The 18,491-nt window shown below is 58.5% G+C and carries 21 protein-coding genes; 8 read left to right on the top strand and 13 right to left on the bottom strand.

Going from position 1 to position 18,491, the window contains the following annotated elements:
- Position 1: 1 nt before the first annotated feature.
- The 6 genes from ACR0AO_RS04345 to ACR0AO_RS04370 form a co-directional block, all read right to left on the bottom strand.
- On the bottom strand, positions 2-1,042 hold the full coding sequence (locus tag ACR0AO_RS04345) for an enoyl-CoA hydratase/isomerase family protein (RefSeq protein WP_480600275.1): 1,041 nt from the start codon (positions 1,040-1,042) through the stop codon (positions 2-4).
- 8 nt (positions 1,043-1,050) lie between these two features.
- Complete coding sequence (locus ACR0AO_RS04350; RefSeq protein WP_480600277.1) at positions 1,051-2,193, bottom strand: acyl-CoA dehydrogenase family protein; 1,143 nt, start codon at positions 2,191-2,193, stop codon at positions 1,051-1,053.
- A gap of 520 nt (positions 2,194-2,713) precedes the next feature.
- Positions 2,714-3,382, bottom strand: coding sequence for a class I SAM-dependent methyltransferase (locus ACR0AO_RS04355; protein ID WP_480600279.1), 669 nt, complete (start codon positions 3,380-3,382; stop codon positions 2,714-2,716).
- 39 nt (positions 3,383-3,421) lie between these two features.
- Positions 3,422-3,820 carry a hypothetical protein gene (locus ACR0AO_RS04360; protein WP_480600281.1) on the bottom strand — a complete coding sequence of 133 codons (399 nt, stop codon included), beginning with the start codon at positions 3,818-3,820 and terminating at the stop codon, positions 3,422-3,424.
- 141 nt (positions 3,821-3,961) lie between these two features.
- The gene (locus ACR0AO_RS04365; protein ID WP_480600884.1) at positions 3,962-4,090 is read right to left on the bottom strand and encodes a hypothetical protein; all 129 of its coding nucleotides are present in this window, start codon (positions 4,088-4,090) and stop codon (positions 3,962-3,964) included.
- Positions 4,091-4,235: 145 nt separating this feature from the next.
- Entirely contained in the window at positions 4,236-5,351 is a 1,116-nt protein-coding gene (locus tag ACR0AO_RS04370; protein WP_480600284.1) for a carboxylate-amine ligase, read from the bottom strand.
- Between the two features lie 194 nt (positions 5,352-5,545).
- On the opposite strand from ACR0AO_RS04370, the gene ACR0AO_RS04375 reads away from it, so the two are divergent.
- Positions 5,546-6,334: a class I SAM-dependent methyltransferase gene (locus tag ACR0AO_RS04375; RefSeq protein ID WP_480600286.1), complete on the top strand. Its 789-nt coding sequence runs from the start codon at positions 5,546-5,548 to the stop codon at positions 6,332-6,334.
- Between the two features lie 174 nt (positions 6,335-6,508).
- Here the strand turns inward: ACR0AO_RS04375 and ACR0AO_RS04380 are convergent, their stop codons facing one another.
- Together ACR0AO_RS04380 and ACR0AO_RS04385 are read right to left on the bottom strand one after the other, a co-directional pair.
- On the bottom strand, positions 6,509-7,045 hold the full coding sequence (locus tag ACR0AO_RS04380) for a L,D-transpeptidase (protein ID WP_480600861.1): 537 nt from the start codon (positions 7,043-7,045) through the stop codon (positions 6,509-6,511).
- Positions 7,046-7,296: 251 nt separating this feature from the next.
- Positions 7,297-8,796: a CoA-acylating methylmalonate-semialdehyde dehydrogenase gene (locus tag ACR0AO_RS04385; protein WP_480600288.1), complete on the bottom strand. Its 1,500-nt coding sequence runs from the start codon at positions 8,794-8,796 to the stop codon at positions 7,297-7,299.
- Positions 8,797-8,898: 102 nt separating this feature from the next.
- On the opposite strand from ACR0AO_RS04385, the gene ACR0AO_RS04390 reads away from it, so the two are divergent.
- The 3 genes from ACR0AO_RS04390 (at position 8,899) to coaD (ending at position 10,899) form a co-directional block, all read left to right on the top strand.
- Positions 8,899-9,801, top strand: coding sequence for a LysR family transcriptional regulator (locus ACR0AO_RS04390; protein ID WP_480600290.1), 903 nt, complete (start codon positions 8,899-8,901; stop codon positions 9,799-9,801).
- A gap of 61 nt (positions 9,802-9,862) precedes the next feature.
- A complete protein-coding gene (locus ACR0AO_RS04395; RefSeq protein WP_480600293.1) occupies positions 9,863-10,300 on the top strand; it encodes a CBS domain-containing protein in 438 nt (145 codons plus the stop codon).
- Between the two features lie 107 nt (positions 10,301-10,407).
- Positions 10,408-10,899, top strand: coding sequence for a pantetheine-phosphate adenylyltransferase (gene coaD, locus ACR0AO_RS04400; RefSeq protein WP_480600296.1), 492 nt, complete (start codon positions 10,408-10,410; stop codon positions 10,897-10,899).
- A gap of 157 nt (positions 10,900-11,056) precedes the next feature.
- Here coaD and ACR0AO_RS04405 read toward each other — a convergent pair whose 3' ends face one another.
- Complete coding sequence (locus ACR0AO_RS04405) at positions 11,057-11,200, bottom strand: hypothetical protein (RefSeq protein WP_480600299.1); 144 nt, start codon at positions 11,198-11,200, stop codon at positions 11,057-11,059.
- Positions 11,201-11,276: 76 nt separating this feature from the next.
- A complete protein-coding gene (gene gap, locus ACR0AO_RS04410) occupies positions 11,277-12,278 on the bottom strand; it encodes a type I glyceraldehyde-3-phosphate dehydrogenase (protein ID WP_480600301.1) in 1,002 nt (333 codons plus the stop codon).
- Positions 12,279-12,460: 182 nt separating this feature from the next.
- On the opposite strand from gap, the gene ACR0AO_RS04415 reads away from it, so the two are divergent.
- Positions 12,461-13,432: a DUF808 domain-containing protein gene (locus ACR0AO_RS04415; protein ID WP_480600303.1), complete on the top strand. Its 972-nt coding sequence runs from the start codon at positions 12,461-12,463 to the stop codon at positions 13,430-13,432.
- Positions 13,433-13,483: 51 nt separating this feature from the next.
- Here the strand turns inward: ACR0AO_RS04415 and bfr are convergent, their stop codons facing one another.
- Positions 13,484-13,972 carry a bacterioferritin gene (bfr, locus tag ACR0AO_RS04420; protein ID WP_480600305.1) on the bottom strand — a complete coding sequence of 163 codons (489 nt, stop codon included), beginning with the start codon at positions 13,970-13,972 and terminating at the stop codon, positions 13,484-13,486.
- A gap of 396 nt (positions 13,973-14,368) precedes the next feature.
- Positions 14,369-16,393, bottom strand: coding sequence for a transketolase (gene tkt, locus ACR0AO_RS04425; protein WP_480600308.1), 2,025 nt, complete (start codon positions 16,391-16,393; stop codon positions 14,369-14,371).
- Between the two features lie 234 nt (positions 16,394-16,627).
- Between tkt and ACR0AO_RS04430 the strand changes: the two genes are divergently transcribed.
- Genes ACR0AO_RS04430 through ACR0AO_RS04440 form a run of 3 tightly spaced genes read left to right on the top strand, consistent with a single transcriptional unit; the run spans position 16,628 to position 18,044 of the window.
- Positions 16,628-17,302, top strand: coding sequence for a hypothetical protein (locus tag ACR0AO_RS04430; protein ID WP_480600311.1), 675 nt, complete (start codon positions 16,628-16,630; stop codon positions 17,300-17,302).
- Complete coding sequence (locus ACR0AO_RS04435) at positions 17,302-17,697, top strand: cell division protein ZapA (RefSeq protein ID WP_480600313.1); 396 nt, start codon at positions 17,302-17,304, stop codon at positions 17,695-17,697. Before ACR0AO_RS04430 ends, ACR0AO_RS04435 begins: the two co-directional genes overlap by 1 nt.
- The gene (locus ACR0AO_RS04440) at positions 17,694-18,044 is read left to right on the top strand and encodes an MliC family protein (RefSeq protein ID WP_480600316.1); all 351 of its coding nucleotides are present in this window, start codon (positions 17,694-17,696) and stop codon (positions 18,042-18,044) included. Before ACR0AO_RS04435 ends, ACR0AO_RS04440 begins: the two co-directional genes overlap by 4 nt.
- Positions 18,045-18,126: 82 nt before the next feature.
- Here ACR0AO_RS04440 and grxD read toward each other — a convergent pair whose 3' ends face one another.
- A complete protein-coding gene (grxD, locus tag ACR0AO_RS04445; RefSeq protein WP_480600319.1) occupies positions 18,127-18,489 on the bottom strand; it encodes a Grx4 family monothiol glutaredoxin in 363 nt (120 codons plus the stop codon).
- Positions 18,490-18,491 lie beyond the last annotated feature (2 nt).

Genomic DNA, 18,491 nt, shown 5'->3' on the forward strand with positions numbered 1-18,491 from the left:
CTTACTCCTCCTCGAATGTCAGTGCCTCAGCGCCCAAAGGCTGCAGCATTTTGGAAACGGCCACCGCTGGCACGTTCATGTCGGCATATTGCCACTGGGGATTGCGGTCCTTGTCAATGATCTGGGCCCGGATACCTTCCAGAAAATCGCCATGCTCCATCGCACGGTGGGTGAAGCGGTATTCCAGCTCAAGCGCCTTGCGGATGGTCAGGGACGGGCCGCGCAATCGGTGCAGCATTTCGACCGTACAGGCCATCGACAGCGGAGAGTTCCGCTTCAGACCAGCGAGAATTTTCGACGAAAATTCTTCGCCTGCGTGGCTAAGCGACGTCAGAATGTCGCCAAGTGTCTCGCCGCCGAAATGGCGGTCGATATCGCCTTGCGCTGCACGCAATGACCCTGCTGGAGGCGTTCCGGCATGGGTTTGAATATGTGACGCGTCGCCCGAGGCCTCGAGCATCCCAATCAGATCAGCCCAATTTTCCTGAGGGATATAGTGATCGGCAAACCCTGCGAAAATTGCATCGTCGGCTTCCATCCGGACAGCGGTCAGCCCCAGATATTCTCCGATCCGCCCCGGGGCCAGTGCCAGCATCAGGGTTCCGCCTACGTCGGGGATCAGACCGATGCCGCATTCCGGCATGGCGATTTTCGAGCTTTCGCCGACAACCCGGTGTGAGCCGTGGCAACCAATGCCCACGCCGCCGCCCATGGTGAAACCCTGCATGAAGCTGACGACCGGTTTGGGATATTCGAAGATCATCGCGTTCATGCGGTATTCGTCGCGCCAGAACGTCCGGCCGTAGTCGAAGTTTCCCTTTGTGCCGGTTTCGTAGAGTTCGGCAATATCACCGCCGGCGCAAAAGGCTTTCTCGCCTTCGGCGTCCAGGATCACGAGGTCGATGTCATCGTCCTCACGCCAGTTTCGAAGAGCGGTATCGATCGCCATGCACATGTCATAGCTCATGGCGTTGAGCGCATGCGGGCGGGTCAGTGTGATGCGGCCCGCACGGCCGGTGGCGCGGATGTCGATGTCAGCCATGTGACCTCTCAGCGGTTGGCGAGCATGTGGCGGGCAACAATGACGCGCATGATCTCATTGGTGCCTTCGAGGATTTGATGCACGCGCAGATCGCGGACCAGTTTCTCGATACCGTAATCCGCAAGATATCCGTATCCGCCATGCAATTGCAGGCACTGGTCCACGACCTTCGAGCCGGTTTCGGTCACGAATTTCTTGGCCATCGCGCAAAATTTTGTCGCATCCGGCGCGCCCTGGTCCAGCTTCCAGGCGGCCTGACGCAGGAAGGTGCGCGCGGCCTGCAACTCGATTTCCATATCCGCCAGCCGGAATTGCAACGCTTGAAACTGATCGATGGACTTGCCGAAAGCCTTGCGCTCGGACATGTACTGAAGCGTCATGTCGATAGCGGTCTGGGCCGCACCCAGCGAACAGGACGAGATGTTCAGGCGCCCTCCGTCCAGACCCATCATTGCGTATTTGAACCCGTCCCCTTCGGTGCCGACCAGATTGCCGGACGGAATCTTGCAATCATCGAACTGTACCTGTGCTGTCGGCTGGCTTTTCCAGCCCATCTTTTGTTCGAGCGCGCCAAAGCTGAGGCCGGATGTTCCATCCTCGACATAGACGGTGGAAATCCCCCTGGGTCCGTCTTCGCCGGTACGCACCATGCAGACATAGGCATCGGAATAGCCGCCGCCCGAGATGAAGGCCTTGGTGCCGTTGAGGGTATAACCTTCGTTCGTGCGTTCTGCACGGGTTTTCAGTGCTGCGGCGTCCGACCCCGATCCCGGTTCGGTCAGGCAATAGCTAAGCACTGTTTTGAGGCTCAGCACATCCGGCATGATCCGCGCCTTCAACTCGTCGCTGGCGAAACTGTCCAGCATCTTGGCGCACATATTATGGATTGACAGAAAGGCCGCGACCGAGGGGCAGGCCATCGACAGCGCCTCGAATACCAGTGTCGCGTCCAGCCGGGTCAGGCCCGAGCCGCCAGCGTCTTCGGAGACATAGAGCCCGCCGAAACCAAGCTCGCCTACCCGCGGCCAGAGGTCCTTGGGGATGGTGCCCTCGGCCTCCCACTGGCGGGCGAAGGGGGCGATGTTTTCCTGCCCGAACGCATAGGCCATGTCGAAAATGGCCGTTTGTTCCTCGGTCAGTGCGAAATCCATGGCCTGTCTCCCTCCCGGCGTGATGAATTGAACGACTGTTTATTTCCGAATTCTTACAGAAGTTTTGCAACGCTCGATAGGGGTATTGGTGTGTAGCTGTAGCGCGACACGTATTTTTTTCAAATTTCGACAGAGTTATTTGCAGCAACACGCTTTTTGTCGGCGATACCGTTCAAAGACAACCTTTGCCGCTTGAAATGAAGTGACTGGACCGGAGTTCCGTAAACCGCTTTTGAAGCGCGAGCAAAATGGTTGTTGAATGGAAAATTGAGTGCTTGTCAGGCTAGTGCGAAGCCAAACTGAATTAGAGATGTTCTCGCAAAACGGCTCTACCCACCCCAGTGATGCGATAGGTAGTCCCGCGACCAGGTCGGGGGGAGTCGCGGCTCACCAAGCCCTCGGACACGAGACGCTCCAATTGAATAGTTAGTTGATCTTCGGCGCTGCCCGTCACTAGAGACACGGTGTGTTCGCCAGCCTCCGAAAGAAATTGCAGCGCCAAGGCGTCCGACAGCAGCATTCAGAACTTTTCCTCTAGCGCAGGCGTTCCGAACTCGTGCGAATACGTGATGTCAGATATCCTGCGAATGCAGAACTGAGCGTCATATCCAGCCGCGATAATTTCGTACCCTGCCACCTTGGCAAACTCATTTACCGCACGACAGACACCGGAATAGTGCTTTGGGTTGGAGTACCAATCGTCACCGATGATAACGCCACCGGGGGCCAAAATCTTGTCGATCCTGCGCAGAGTTTCGAGAACTTCGCCATAGTGGTGGCCACTATCGAGATAGACGAAATCCAACTTCTCTTTCAGACCGGCAATGAAATTGTCTTCGAAATCCTCGACAACCTCAACGCCGGTAAGTCCCTTGGTCCGGCGAAGCATATCTTCTTTTGCCTGCCTTGTGGTCAATTGGTTGTTGTTTGTGTAGTTGCCGGTGCCCCAATTGAACCGTTCGCCCAACTTCTCCCAAGGATCTACCAGATAGAGTTTCTTCGGCTCCAAAACCCGGCAGATCACTGCAGAGAAATGCCCTCTGAACACACCGAACTCCGCGCCAATGCCGCCTTTCTTGGCATAGCGTAGAATCCATTTCCGCTTCTCTGCAATTTGCTCATGTGGAAACTTGTCTTCATGGGGGAATTCTTCGACGGGTTTTTCAATCTTCTTGCGACCAAACAGCATGGAAATCTCTCTCAAAAATTGTTCGAAAGAATGCTTAGGCTAGGGCAAGGGAGAATCCAACACGAAATGTCGGCGACAATCCCTCCCAACTGGATCGAAAGAGATCGCAATCTGATGGCGGTTGGCGATGAAAGTCTTGCCAGTCATTGCTCGCAGGCATTCCGCGTAGGGTTTCAGCGAACGATGAATTGTGAACTCGATCTCTGCGACGGTCTGCACTTCCCCGGTGTCAGTGGCGATCACGTGGCAGGTATAATGACCCGGGCCACCCGAAAACGACCCTGCCGGAAAACTGACCACGATGTTTCCGGCGGCGGCCGGTGCGGGGATGTCGCAATTGGCAGCAATTGGAGCATAGCCGGATCGGGCGGCATATGCCTCAACAGCGACAGTGCTTAGATCTCGTGGCCCTTCGGTCGCTTCATCAGTGACAAGCACGAGAAACTCCAGGGAATCCTCGCTGTATTAAACGTTCATGATGCGTCCTTCCATATTCCGGGATACGCGACCGCCAGCGCCCGAAACCATTATCCCGATGGATCACAGGCCGATCATGCACTAACAATCAACTTGGACCAGTCAGATGAGGTTGCTCATCACGCCGATCTGGCGAACCGCCTCGGCAACTGTCATGCCTTGCCCTTGCAGCACTTCCACCTGCCGAAGCTTCGATACAATCTCGTCGGGCTTCTCTCGTTTCTCAGCCATCGCTGATCCTCCAAATCGCGGGACAATGCTATCCCAGTTGGTGGACCACTTTCGGGAAGCTGCTCCAGGGCCTCTTCCGGTATCACTGCAAGAATAGGTGTCTACCTGCAGTGTTTGAGGCACCCGAAGTGACTTGCGTGAAACATCACAGGTCCGCATGGAATTCCTCGATCAAGTGTTTGACGACCGCCTGGCCCCCGTTTTCGTCCCTTGAGAGGGCTTCGGCATGAACCCGGCGCTGTCGGGTCGCGGATGTCCCGGTATTTGCAATCTGGCGGAGACGGGCGATTTCGGGCAGCGTTCCCAGAGCTTCGGCATCCTCGGCAAGCATGCCCATCAGTTCGTCCATCAACTCGGTCATTGGCTTGATCGAACGGTCGCCAAAATCGATCAGACCCTCGCCCACGCCGTAACGTTGCGCGCGCCAGCGGTTCTCACCGATCAGGAACCTGTCATAGTGGCGCCAGCGCAGGTTGCGGTCCTTGAGGCGGCACAGCATGCGCACAAGTGCCTGTTTCATTGCGGCCAGCGAAAGCGTGTGTTCCAGCCTGGGCTGCACGTCCATGATCCGGGTTTCAAGCGTGGGGAACCGGTGCGACGGGCGCAAATCCCACCAGATTTTCGTTGTGTCCTCAATCACGCCCAGTTCAACCAGAATGCCGGTGGTGCGCTGAAATTCCGCCCAGCTGCCAAAGCTCGGCGGCAACCCCGTGCGCGGTAGATTGTCGAACACGGTCAGGCGATAGGATGACAGGCCGGTATCCTCGCCATTCCAGAAGGGTGACGACGTCGACAAGGCCAGAAGATGCGGCAGGAAATAGCAAAGCTGGGGCATCAGATCGGCGCGCAGAGATTCATCATCGATCCCGACATGGACGTGCATGCCGCAGATCAGCATGCGGCGGGCGACACCGCCCAGTGCGTGTTGTAGCGCGTCATAGCGTTCCTTGCGGGTGTGATGCTGGTCTTTCCAGTTGGCAAAGGGATGGCAGGACACCGCAATCGGCGACAGATTGTGCTCGGCTGCACGTTTGGACACGCAGGAGCGCAGGCGCCTGAGGTCTTCGCGCGCGCCCGCAATCGTGGCGTGGGGGCGGGTGCCGACCTCGATCTGGCACTGCAGGAATTCCGGGCTTACCTGACCTTCGAAATCGTTCTGGCACGCCTCCATCAATGCGGCGGGCGCTTCGGACAATTGAAAGGAGTCCTTGTCAACCAGCAGATATTCTTCCTCGATGCCCAGCGTGAAATCCTGCTGCATGTCGCGCCTCCCGTTCGAATTCTGCTCAGTGAATACGGAAATTCCCCTCTTGCCAAGGGTTTGCGCCGCAAGTTCTTGCAGATGGCGTGCCCGCAAAGGTATTGAGGCGCGAAGCCCTAAACAAAAGGACCAGTCAGGTGAAGCCCAGAAAATTCCCCCGGATAAACGCGATTCTGGATTCCTTCGGAGTCAGGATGATCGACAAAGCCGGCGAAAGGGAAGAACGGGCGCGCCTTGAAGCGTTCGAAAGGGCGGGCGGGCTGGATCGCCCCGCCTATGCGCTGTCGCCGGGAATGCGGGATTTTGATCTTTCCGGCCTTGTCGAAGAATACCATGTGCACGCCAGCGCGCTGGAGGCGTTGAAGGATACGACCGGGAATCAGACGGGCTATCGCCCGGAAAACGGGTATTATGACAGCCCGGATGCGGACGCGCTTTATCTGATGGTCCGGCGCTATCGGCCCCGGCGGGTGATCGAGGTGGGATGCGGAAATTCAACCCGGGTTACACGGCAGGCCGTCATTGATGGCGGGCTGGACACCCGGATCACAGCGATCGACCCCTATCCGAGGGCCGATATCGCGCATGTGGTCGACCAGTTCGAACAAAAGCGCCTTGAGGAGGTCGAGCCGGATCTGTTTTCCGAACTTGAACCCGGCGACATCCTGTTTATCGACTCCAGCCACGTGGTACGGATGAGCAACGACGTGGCGCATCTGTTCTGTCGCATCATTCCGGCGCTGAAACCCGGAGTGGTCATCCACGTTCACGACGTTTTCCTGCCCTATGAGTATCCGAAACGGTTCTTCTACGACTGTCCCGGATGGGCCGAGCAGTACGTGCTGCACGCATTGCTTCAGTCCGGCGGGTTCGAGATGCTATGGCCAGGCTATTACCTGCAGCAGGCACGCGCGGACGCGGTGGAAGCCTTGCCGTTCCTGAAGGCTGGCAGGGCGCAGAGCCTGTGGGTCCGCAAAACCTGATCGCATCATTCCCGGTCCGGAAATGATTCTGCAACTCCACTCCCCACCAACGGGAGCGGAGATGCTGAAACGGCGATTGATGTCAATTTCAGTGCGGCCGATGCTCGTTTGCCTGTATGGCGGACCATACAACCGGACAACCTATTCCGACTGTTATTGCCGGGGCCATCAGGATCAGATCAGCCTGACCTGAGTGCCGATCTGGACCAGCGGATACAGTTCCTCGACATGCTGGTTATACAGACCAATGCACCCTGACGAGCTCGGGCGTCCGATCTTACGGGTGTCATGGGTTCCGTGCACCAGATACGCTGGCCATGTCAGATACATGGCGCGGGTGCCCAACGGGTTTCCCGCCTCACCGCCTTCTATGCGTTCGGGCAGGGATGGGTCACGCTCGCGCATGGACGCGGTCGGGGTCCAGCTGGGGTTCTCTTGCTTTCTGACCACTTCGGTATAACCGCGTTTGGTAAGTTCTTCGCTTTGAGGGACCGAACTGGGATACAGCTTGTATGTGCCATCCGGCCCCCAGTAGTGCACGGCGCGGCTGGTGATATCGGCCAACAGGCAACCGACACCCAGTTCATCAAAATGATCCTGCCAGTTCTGCTGCGAGAAGGACGAAATGTTGCGGCGTACTGGCAACGTTTCTTCAATCGGGGGCTCGTCCGTCGGAAACGCGTTTTGCGCGCGTGCGATGGCAGGACTCATCAATGCGGCGGCTGCGCCCAAAAGAGCACTGCGGCGGGTCAGGATCAGCTGGGACAAGGTCGCCTCTTATTGTTTCTGCTCGGTAACATCTTTGCGCGCAAATTTATTCAGTCGGCACCCTTTTTTGAAGACGGTTCCGCTAAAAATTGCGTGAACGCGCAGGCGGGCCGATGTCGCTTGAGCGAAAACCTGCCTGAAAGAAAGACCCCGGCCAAATGGCCGGGGTCAAAATCATGCCAGAGATGAAAAGATCAATCCATCGCTTTGAAGTTGAACTCGCCACCTTCCTTGATGCCCGACGGCCAGCGCGCGGTCACGGTTTTGGTGCGGGTGTAGAACTTGAAGCTGTCGGGGCCGTGCTGGTTCAGATCGCCGAACATGGATTTTTTCCAGCCGCCAAAGGTGTGATAGGCCAGCGGAACGGGGATCGGTACGTTGATGCCGACCATGCCGATGTTGATACGGCTGGCGAAATCCCGGGCGGTGTCGCCGTCGCGGGTATAGATCGCGGTGCCATTGCCATATTCGTGATCCATGGCCAGGCCGATGGCCTCTTCATAGGAACCGGCGCGGACGCAGGACAGGACCGGCCCGAAGATTTCTGTCTTGTAGATATCCATGTCGGGGGTCACGCGGTCGAAGAGGTGCGGCCCGACAAAGAAGCCATCCTCGTAGCCCTGCAGCGAGAAGTCGCGATTATCGACCACCAGTTCCGCGCCCTGATCGACACCGGACTGGATCAGGCCCAGAATCCGCTCTTTCGCTTCGCGGGTGACGACCGGGCCATAGTCCACATCGTCGCCATCGGTATAGGGGGCCACGCGCAGTTTCTCGATGCGGGGCACCAGCTTGTCGATCAGCCTGTCGGCAGTTTCGTCACCCACCGGTACGGCAACCGAAACGGCCATGCATCGTTCGCCGGCCGCGCCGAAACCGGCGCCCACCAGCGCGTCGGCGGCCTGATCCATGTCGGCATCCGGCATGACGATCATGTGGTTCTTGGCGCCGCCAAAGCACTGCGCACGCTTGCCGTTCGCGGTTGCACGGGAATAGATGTACTGGGCAATCGGAGTCGAGCCCACAAAAGACACGCCCTGAATGATTTCGCTGTCGAGCAGGGTGTCGACTGCTTCCTTGTCGCCGTTAACCACCTGGAACACGCCTTCGGGCAGCCCCGCCTCGACAAACAGTTCGGCCAGCATCAGCGGTACCGAGGGGTCGCGCTCGGAGGGTTTCAGCACCACTGCGTTGCCGCAGGCCAGCGCCGGGCCGACATGCCACAGCGGCATCATGGCGGGGAAGTTGAACGGCATGATCGAAGCCACGACGCCCAGTGGCTGGCGCATGGAGTACATGTCGATGCCGGGGCCGGCGCTGTCGGTGTATTCGCCCTTCAGCATCTGCGGCGCGCCGATGCAGTATTCGATCACTTCCAGGCCACGCTGAAGGTCACCCTTGGCGTCCGGGATGGTCTTGCCGTGCTCGCGGCTCAGCGCCTCGGCCAGCTTGTCCATGTCGCGGTTCATCAGGCCGACCATTGCCATCATCACCCGGGCACGGCGCTGCGGGTTGAAGGCGGCCCATTCTGGCTGCGCGGCGGCGGCCTTTTCGATGGCGGCAGTGGTTTCGGCGACGCTGGCCATCGGGCATTTTGCCTGAACTTCGCCGGTCGCGGGGTTAAAGACATCGGCAGTGCGGCCGGATGTGCCGGCAACGTGTTTGCCGTTGATGAAGTGATACAGTTCCTGCATGTCGAACTCCTCCGGTGAATTTGCGGGCACCATAGGCTTGCATAAATCCCATGAAAAGAGGCAATATGCCAAAGTCATTTTGCAAAAATGCAGGTGCCGAGGATGGAGCCGAACTGGGATGACATGAAGGTTTTCCTGGCCGTGGCGCGGGAAGAAAGCCTTTCGGGGGCGGGAAAACAGTTAAAGCTCGATCCGGCCACCGTCGGCCGGCGCGTTGCCCGTCTGGAAGCTGCCTTGGCGGCCCCGCTGTTTACCAAATCCCCGCAAGGGTATGTGTTGACGACGGCGGGTGAACGGTTGCTGACGCATGGAGAGCAGGCCGAAGAGGCGATGCGTCTGGCCGCCGGGGCAATGGCGGGTCCGGCCGAGAAATTGTCGGGCCAGATCCGTATTGGCGCGCCGGATGGCAGCGCGAATTACCTGCTGCCGCAGGTCTGCGCCAGGATCAGCGACGCCAACCCCGACCTCGACATCCAGATTCTGGCGCTGCCGAGGATCATCAACCTGTCCAGGCGTGAGGCCGACATGGCGGTGACGGTCAGCGCTCCGACCGCAGGCCAGTTGCTGGTTCAAAAAATCAGCGACTACAAGCTGCACCTGGTTGCGACTCGCGACTATCTGGCAGCCAATCCGCCGATCAACACCGTCAGCGATCTGAAGGGGCATCGTATGATCGGATACATCCCCGACATGATCTTTGACCGGGAACTCGACTATTTGAACGACATCGGTATCGAGCGGGTGCCGCTTGCGTCCAACTCCGTTTCCGTGCAGCTGCGTCAGGTGTCCATGGGAACAGGCGTCTGCGTGGCCCATGACTTTACGCTGCCCTTTCACCCTCAACTGAAGAAAATCCTGACCGATCAGATCAGTTTGACCCGCGGTTTCCACCTGGTCCGGCATTTGGGCGACAAACGCAACGAGCGTCTCAACCGGTTCGCCGAGGCATTCAGCCGCGGTATACGCGACGAGGTGGCGCGGCTGGAGGTCGAAGCTTCACCTTGACAGGACAACGCATTGCGGCAACGCTTTGTAAAACGGCAATTATATTTCGGAGGAGTTGCATATGCTCGTACAGGCCATTCTGAAATCCAAGGCGACCTCGGGAGTGGTTACCGTGGGATCCTCCGCGACAGTGACGGAGGTGGCGAGGATCCTCGCCGACAAACGTATCGGGACGGTGGTAGTTTCGGATGATGATGGCCAGACGGCTGTCGGAATTCTGTCCGAACGCGATATCGTTCGGGAACTGGCCGCAAGCGGCAGCGGATGCCTGACACAACCGGTCAGCGAATATATGACCACCGACCTTGTGACTTGCACAGGTCAGGCCAGCGTTCAGGACATCCTTTCCCAGATGACCGAGAGGCGGTTCCGTCACATGCCGGTTGTCGAAGAGGGCAAGCTGGTCGGCATCGTGACGCTGGGTGATGTGGTCAAGGCGCAGCTGACTGAACTGGCAATGGAAAAAGACGCCCTTGAAGGCATGATCATGGGTCACTGACCCTCGGGTTTTCGTATTACGGCGGCGCGGTGGACGAGCGCGCCCCTTGCACCTGCAGCGAAGTTATGTTTGCTTCCGGCAGAAATAATATTGCGCAGGAGAGCGTCATGCGGGTTGGATTGTATCCGGGCACTTTCGATCCGATCACCTTGGGTCATATCGACATTATCAGCCGCGCTGCGGCGTTGGTGGATAAATTGGTAATCGGCGTCGCAATCAACCGGGACAAGGGGCCATTGTTTGGCCTGGAAGAGCGCGTGGCAATGATCGAAGCGGAATGCGCGCTGCTGACTGAACAGACCGGAACAGAGATTGTTGCACATCCGTTTGAAAATCTGCTGATCGATTGCGCAAATGACGTGGGTGCTCAGATCATCATTCGAGGTCTGCGCGCGGTTGCGGATTTCGAGTACGAGTTTCAGATGGTCGGAATGAACCGGGCTTTGGACAGTTCGGTCGAAACCGTATTCCTGATGGCTGAGGCGCGGCATCAGGCCATTGCCTCGAAACTGGTCAAGGAAATCGCGCGTCTGGGCGGGGATGTGTCGCGATTTGTCACGCCCAGGGTGCGCGATGCCTTGAAAGAACGGCTTGGCTGAGGGCGGGGTATCGTTCACGCCGCAGCGCGAAGAATTGCCCAGCCGCGCGGGCCAAACCGTCAATGACAAGTCCGGGTGCAATTCCCGTTCAACAGGTTGGCGCATTTGCGCCTGGTGGTGCCGGCATCGAGACTGAAACTCGAATAGCCGGACTCGGTCACCGCCAAAAAGCGAGCCAATCAAGAAGGTCGAAGAGTTTCTTTCCGAGGAAAAGCAGATGCCCAGCCCCGTTGAGGCCATAGTCCAGCATGACAGCACTCAACAGCAGCACCAAGAACCAGATGGCGAGCCTGTTGGTCATATGAACCTCGGTGCAAAGGAAAACGCCCGCCCAGATAACCTGAGCGGACGTTCTATCTCAAGGCGTTGCCTCAAATTCAGCCGAGTTTCCCCATGGCCACGGCCACGTCCGCCATGCGGACCGAAAAACCCCATTCATTGTCGTACCAGGCCAGAACGCGGACCATGCGGTCTTCGACCACACGGGTCTGGTCGGGCGCAAAAATCGAGCTTTCGTCGGTATGGTTGAAATCGGTTGAGACCAGCGGCGCAGGTTCGTAACCGAGGACACCTTTCATCGGACCCTCGGCGGCTTCCTTGACGAGTGTGTTGATTTCTTCGGCAGTCACATTGCGGCCCGCACGGAAAGTCAGATCAACGGCCGAGACGTTCGGAGTAGGGACGCGGATGGCGGAACCGTCCAGTCGGCCCTTGAGGTTCGGCAGAACCTCGCCCAAAGCCTTGGCTGCGCCGGTAGAGGTCGGGATCATCGACATGGCCGCGGCCCGGGCGCGGTACAGGTCCTTGTGGCGGCGGTCCAGCGTCGGCTGGTCGCCGGTATAGGCGTGGATCGTGGTCATGATGCCGTGTTCGATGCCGACGCCTTCGTCCAGAACCTTGGCCAGGGGCGCAAGGCAGTTGGTGGTGCAGGACCCGTTTGAGATCATGGTATCCGACGCCTCAAGCTGGCCGTCGTTCACGCCAAAGACGATGGTCTTGTCCACGTTCTTGCCGGGGGCGGACAAAAGGACCTTTTTGGCGCCGCGTTCCAGGTGCACATTGGCCTTGGTGCCGTCGTTGAACTTGCCGGTGCATTCCAGAACGACGTCGCAACCATCCCAATCCAGTTCGCTCAGGTCATAGGTCGAAAACATCTGCATGTCGCCACGGCCCAGGTTCATGGTGCCTTCGCCAATGGTGACATCGCCGGGGAAGCGGCCATGGACGCTGTCATATTTGATCAGGTGGGCGGCGGTTTCCAGCGGTCCCGTGGCGTTGACCTTGATCACCTCGATATCATCGCGGCCCGAAGCTGCGATATGGGACAGGGTGCAGCGGCCGATGCGGCCAAAACCGTTTATGCCAACCTTGATGGTCATGTTGCGTCTCCGAATGCGGTGTAACTTGCGCGCCGTATAGCCCCGCCAACCTTGTGTAGAAAGGCCAAAAGCGGCCTGATTTGAGCATGTTAGCGCAAAACGTCCACGATTGCGCTAACGCTTGCGCTAGCGCCGCCGTCAGGTATGGTTCGGGACGGCAGGATGAGCGAAAGGATGCGCGGATGAGTGGTCTTCTGGCCTTGTTGGATGATGTGGCGGGCATCGCCAAGGTGGCGGCGGCATCGGTGGACGATGTGTTCGCTGCGGCGGGCAAGGCCGGGACCAAGACCGCAGGCGTGATCATCGACGACGCGGCAGTGACCCCGAAATATGTGCAGGGTTTCGCGCCCGCGCGGGAATTGCCTATCATCTGGCGCATTGCGCGCGGGTCGGTGTTCAACAAGATCGTGCTGCTGTTACCTGTGGCGCTATTGCTGGCCAATTTCGCGCCATGGCTGATTACGCCCTTGCTGATGATCGGCGGGTCTTATCTTTGTTTTGAAGGGGCGGAGAAGATATTTCATGCCCTGTTTCCACATGGCAGCCACGTTATTCACGAGGACATGAAAAACCGCGATCCGGGCCATCTGGAAGAGCAGAAGGTCAAGGGCGCGATCAAGACCGATTTCATCCTGTCGGCGGAGATCATGACCATCGCGCTGGCGGCGATTGAGGCACCGAATCTGTGGATGCAGGCGGCGACGCTGGCGGTTGTGGGGCTGGGTGTGACTCTCGCGGTCTATGGCTCGGTCGCGCTGATCGTGAAGATGGACGATGTGGGACTGTATCTGGCCCGGAACGCGCCCACGCCCGTCGGACGCGGCTTGGGCAGGGGGCTGGTCAAGGCGATGCCTGCGGTGATGAAGACGCTGTCGATCGTCGGCACCGCCGCAATGCTGTGGGTGGGCGGCTCGATCATCATCCACGGGCTGGAGGTGCTGGGCTTTGGCTGGCTGGGCCATCACATCCACGACTGGGCCTATGCCGTGGGCCACGCAGGGCCCGGGCAATGGACAGCAGCCGTGGAATGGATTGCCAAGGCAACCATGGACGGTGTGTTCGGGTTGGCTTGGGGGTTTGTGCTGATCCCGGTGGCCACCAATGTCATCGCCCCTCTGGTCGCGACTATAACAGGGCGTCCGCGAACGCATTGAACCCGCGAACCGATTTTCGCGCAGAGCGAATGGCTAACGTCTTGGACGCAATCAATCGTCGACTTCGTTTGCAGGTTCCGCGTTCAGTTGACCGTAATTTGCGGCACCGATTTCCTCGTGCAGATCGAGCTGAGTTTCCAGGAAGTCGATATGGCCTTGCTCGTCCAGGATCAGTTCCTCGAACAGATGCATCGAGGCATAGTCGCCAACATCCGCGCAGTACTTTCGCGCTTCGGTATATAGCTTGACGGCCTCCATTTCGGCGGCCAGATCGCATTCCAGTGTCTCGCGTATGTTTTCGCCAATCCGAAGTGGGTCGAGAGTTTGCAGGTTGGGGTGGCCTTCAAGGAATATGATCCGGTCGATCAGCTTGTCGGCATGTTCCATCTCTTCGATGGATTCCTCGCGCATTTTCTTGGCAAGTTTGCCATAGCCCCAGTCTTTTTGCAGACGATAGTGCAACCAGAACTGGCTGACCGCCGTCAGTTCAACACGAAGCGCTTTGTTCAGATACTCGATGACTTTCTTGTCGCCCTTCATGGCCAATACTCCCATTCGTGTCGTTAGGTTTTAGGTTCCGCAGAATAACGGGTACCTCACAGTTGGTGTTTTGCCGCATGGTTGCAACAAACAGTTTCATGCAGCCGCCGCAATTGGGAGATTTGCCGAGAGCGTGGTAGATTTTTCCGGGCGTTATTATCGTTTTCGGATCCGAAGACCGCATCCAGTCGATCACCGCGTTGATATCGCGGTCGGTGATGGTTTCGCAGCTGCAAACGATCATAGTGCTCGTCCAATTTCGCTATATATCGTTAATTGAGTAAAACTGTCGGAAAGTCAATCCTGATTGAAAAAGTAAATTATAGGGGCATGACCTCACAAAATGAAAACCCGCCGGAGGACCGGCGGGCTGAAGCGATCAGAATTGAACTGGGGTCAGAGACCCAGAAGTTCTTTTACCTTCGCCACTGTCGCTTCGGCAGTGATGCCGAAATGCTTGTAGAGCTCACCGGCGGGGGCGGATGCACCAAAGCTCGACATGCCGATGAAGCCCGCCTTGGCCTCACGCCCACGCTCGCCCAGCAGCCAGCGGTCCCAGCCGCCCGCACGCACGGCGGCTTCGATACCGACGCGGACTGGGCCTGCGGGCAGAACCTTTTTGCGATAGGCTTCGTCCTGCTCGGCAAAAAGCTCCATGCAGGGCATTGAAACGACGCGGGTACCGATGCCTTCGGCTTCGAGCAGAGCCTTGGCCTCCATCGCGATGGCAACTTCCGACCCGGTGGCGATCAGAATGACCTGACGTTTGCCTTGGGCTTCGGCCAGCACATAGGCACCCTGAGCGGTCAGGTTTCGGGCCTTGTGTTCGGTGCGCACGGTCGGCACGCCCTGACGGGTCAGCGACAGAACCGAGGGGCTGTTTTTAGAAGTCAGCGCCATTTCCCAGCTTTCCGCCGTTTCCACTGTGTCGGCGGGGCGGAAGACGTAAGTGTTGGGCGTCGCGCGGCTGATTGCCAGATGCTCGACCGGCTGATGGGTCGGACCGTCTTCGCCCAACCCGATGGAGTCGTGCGTCATGACGAACACGGAAGGGATCTTCATCAGCGCGGCCAGACGCATCGCTGGGCGGGCATAGTCGGTGAAGCACATGAACGTTCCGCCATAGGGGCGGATGCCGCCATGCAACGCCATGCCGTTCATCGCCGCTGCCATACCGTGCTCGCGGATGCCCCAATAGATATAGCGGCCCTTGCGGTTTTCCGGATCGAACACGCCCAGATCGGCGGTCTTGGTGTTATTGGAACCGGTCAGATCGGCCGAGCCGCCGACGGTTTCGGGCATCACCGGGTTCACCACGCTCAGTACCTTTTCAGATGCGGCGCGAGTGGCGAGTTTGGGCTGATCTTCCGAGATTTGCTTTTTCAGCGCGCGAATAACGTTGCCCAGTTTTTTGGGTGCTTCACAGGCATAGGCGCGATTGAATTCCGCCTGCTTGCGCTCGGACAATTGGGCAAAGCGTTTCTCCCACGCTTCGCGTTCGGCGGCTCCTCGTTGGCCGATAGCTTCCCAGGCCGACTTCACGGTTTGCGGGATTTCAAAAGCGCCGTGCGGCCAGTCATAGGCGTCTTTCGCCGCTTTCAGTTGGTCCTGATCCGTAAGTGCGCCATGTCCCTTTGATGTGCCCTGGGCGGCATGACCCAGCGCGATGTGGCTTTCGCAGGCGATCATTGTCGGTTTCTTTGAAGACTTTGCCTGAGCAATCGCAGCATCGATGGCCTTGGGATCATGGCCGTCGATTTCAATGACGTGCCAGCCCGAAGCGGTGAAGCGGCGAACCTGATCGGTGCGATCCGACAGATCGACCTTGCCGTCGATGGTGATGTTGTTGTTGTCCCAGAACACGATCAGCTTGCTCAGTTCGTGCCGACCCGCCAGTCCGATCGCCTCTTGGCTGACGCCTTCCATCAAGCAGCCGTCGCCGGCGATCACATAAGTATAGTGATCAACGATCTTCTTGCCGTAGTGCGCGCGCTGGATTTCTTCGGCCATGGCAAATCCCACGGCGTTGGAAATACCCTGACCCAGGGGGCCGGTGGTGGTTTCGATGCCGTTGGCCAGGAAATTTTCGGGGTGTCCTGCGGTCTTGGCGCCCAGCTGCCGGAAGTTCTTGATCTCGTCCAACGTGATATCGGAATTGCCGGTCAGATACAGCAGCGAATAAATCAGCATCGAGCCGTGGCCTGCCGACAGGATGAACCGGTCGCGGTCCGGCCACGTCGGGTTGGCGGCGTCAAACTTCAGGTGTTTTTCGAACAACACCGTGGCTACGTCGGCCATGCCCATCGGCATGCCGGAATGGCCGGAATTGGCGGCGGCCACGGCGTCGAGAGTCAGAGAGCGGATGGCCGAAGCCTTGGCCCAGTGTTCGGGGTTGGCATTGCGCAGCGCAGTCAGGTCCACGGAACTTGTTCCTTTGAATTACGGGCGGTTTGCGCGCTCAATAGCATCCAACCCTCAAAGTGCAAGCAGAACCCGGTGCGGTAAGGGCCGCTGACCTCAACTGTGGCCTGCAAGCCGTTGAAAGCAAAAGGGGGGTATTTTCCGCCCTGTTTAGGTAGACTAGAGCTATGCCCGATCCGCTCCGATTCGGGGCGGCATGCAAACAATGAACCTTGGACAAAAGGCGACACAGGCATGAGTCAGATCGAAGAGTTTCACCGCCGCATCCTGTCCGCGATGGATCGGATAAGCGTCGGTATTGAGGCGCTGGAGGCCGGGGCTTCGGCTGATGAGAGCCAGGGCCTGGAGCTAAGTGAAGCCTTGCAGGAAGAGCGGCTGGCGAATGCGCAGCTCGAAGAGCGCCTGAAAACGTTGAGAGACCGCCACACAGCGGAAATCGAGGCGCTGCGCGGCGAATTGAGCGGCGGAGAGATGGCCGAGGTGTTGCGGTCTGAGCTGGCCGAAGCCAGAGCCGCTTTGGAAGCGGTGGAGGATGTGGCCCCGCTCAAGTCCGAAATCGCGGCGCTCAAGTCCGAACTTGCCAATTCCGAACGGGTTGCGGAACTAAGCGCGGAATTGGAGATGCTGCGGGCCGAGCGCATCAGTCACGGCGAGGCGATGGCCCGGCTGGACGGAGATCTTCGGCGCCTGCGGAAATCAAACGATGAATTGCGCGACATGGTTGCCAAGCTAAAGGCGGCGGCCGAAGCCGGGTTGACCGATCATGAGTTGCTCAACGAGGCGGCTGAAACGGAGCTTGAAGCCCTGCGTGCGGTGCGGGCGACCGATGCCGCCGAGGCGCGTGCGGTTCTGGCCCGGCTGGAACCGCTTTTGGCCAGCGCCAATCTGGCAGAAGGAGAGGTAGAGTAATGCCCGACGTGACCATTCATATCGGAGGGCGCGGTTTTCAAGTGTCCTGTCAGGATGGCGAAGAGTCCTATTTGCACGCCGCAGCCAAAATGCTGGATGACGAGGCGCAGGTCTTGTCTGACCAGATCGGACGGATGCCCGAAGCGCGCATGTTGTTGATGGCGGGGCTGATGCTGGCGGACAAGGCCGCAGCAGCCGAAGACAGGATCAAGGCGGTTGAGACCAGGCTGGCCGAATATGAGGCGCAGATGCTGGCATTGCGCAATGCGCCCGCGCCCGAGCCCGAGCGTATAGAGGTTGCGGTCATTCCGCCGTCAGTGACCGACACATTGGCCGAGATGGCGGCCCGGGCCGAGGCCCTCGCGGCAGTGGTCGAAGAGAAGTCGAGAAAATGAGGGGCTTGCGTCACTTCGCCCTTGGCGCGGTGTTGTCCGTCGTCGCAACTGCGGCAATGGCCGAGATCGACATTCTTTCGGTAACCTTCAATTGTGAAAACGGCACGCAGATCCCGGTAACTTATTTCAACGCTTCCGACGGATCAGGAGCGGCCGCAATGATTGTCGACGGCTTGCTGGTGCCAATGCGGCAGGCCCCCAGCGGATCGGGTATCCGGTATGAATCCGTCGGAGGAGAAAATACTTATACCCTTCGTTCCAAAGGATGGGACGCGACGATCACCCATCAAGCGGTCGGATCAACAGCCCCTGAGCGGGTTTTGTTCAAGGACTGTTCCAGCCGTTAGAGCACGACACGCGACAGATGATTCCGGTGCCATCGGAATGTCAGAGCGCGCTGCAGGATGGTCACCCGCTGTGACTGCCAGGTCAGGCGTTTGCTTCGCGGATCTTGTCGGCGGCGTCCTTGTTGTAGCCGACGCCGTTTTCGTCGAATAGTGTGTCCAACTCGCCCGATAGGGTCATCTCGGTAATGATGTCGCAGCCGCCGACGAATTCACCCTTGACGAAAAGCTGCGGCACGGTGGGCCAATCGGAATAGTCTTTGATGCCCTGACGCACCTCTTCATCGGCCAGAACATTCACGTCGGTGTATTCCACACCCATATAGTTCAGAACGCCGGCCACGCGGGACGAGAATCCGCACTGCGGCATTTCCTTGGTGCCTTTCATATAGAGCACCACGTCATTGGTTTTGACGGTTTCGTCGATCTTGGTCTTAACGTCGGTCATTC

This window comes from Ruegeria sp. AF8 (assembly GCF_056541825.1).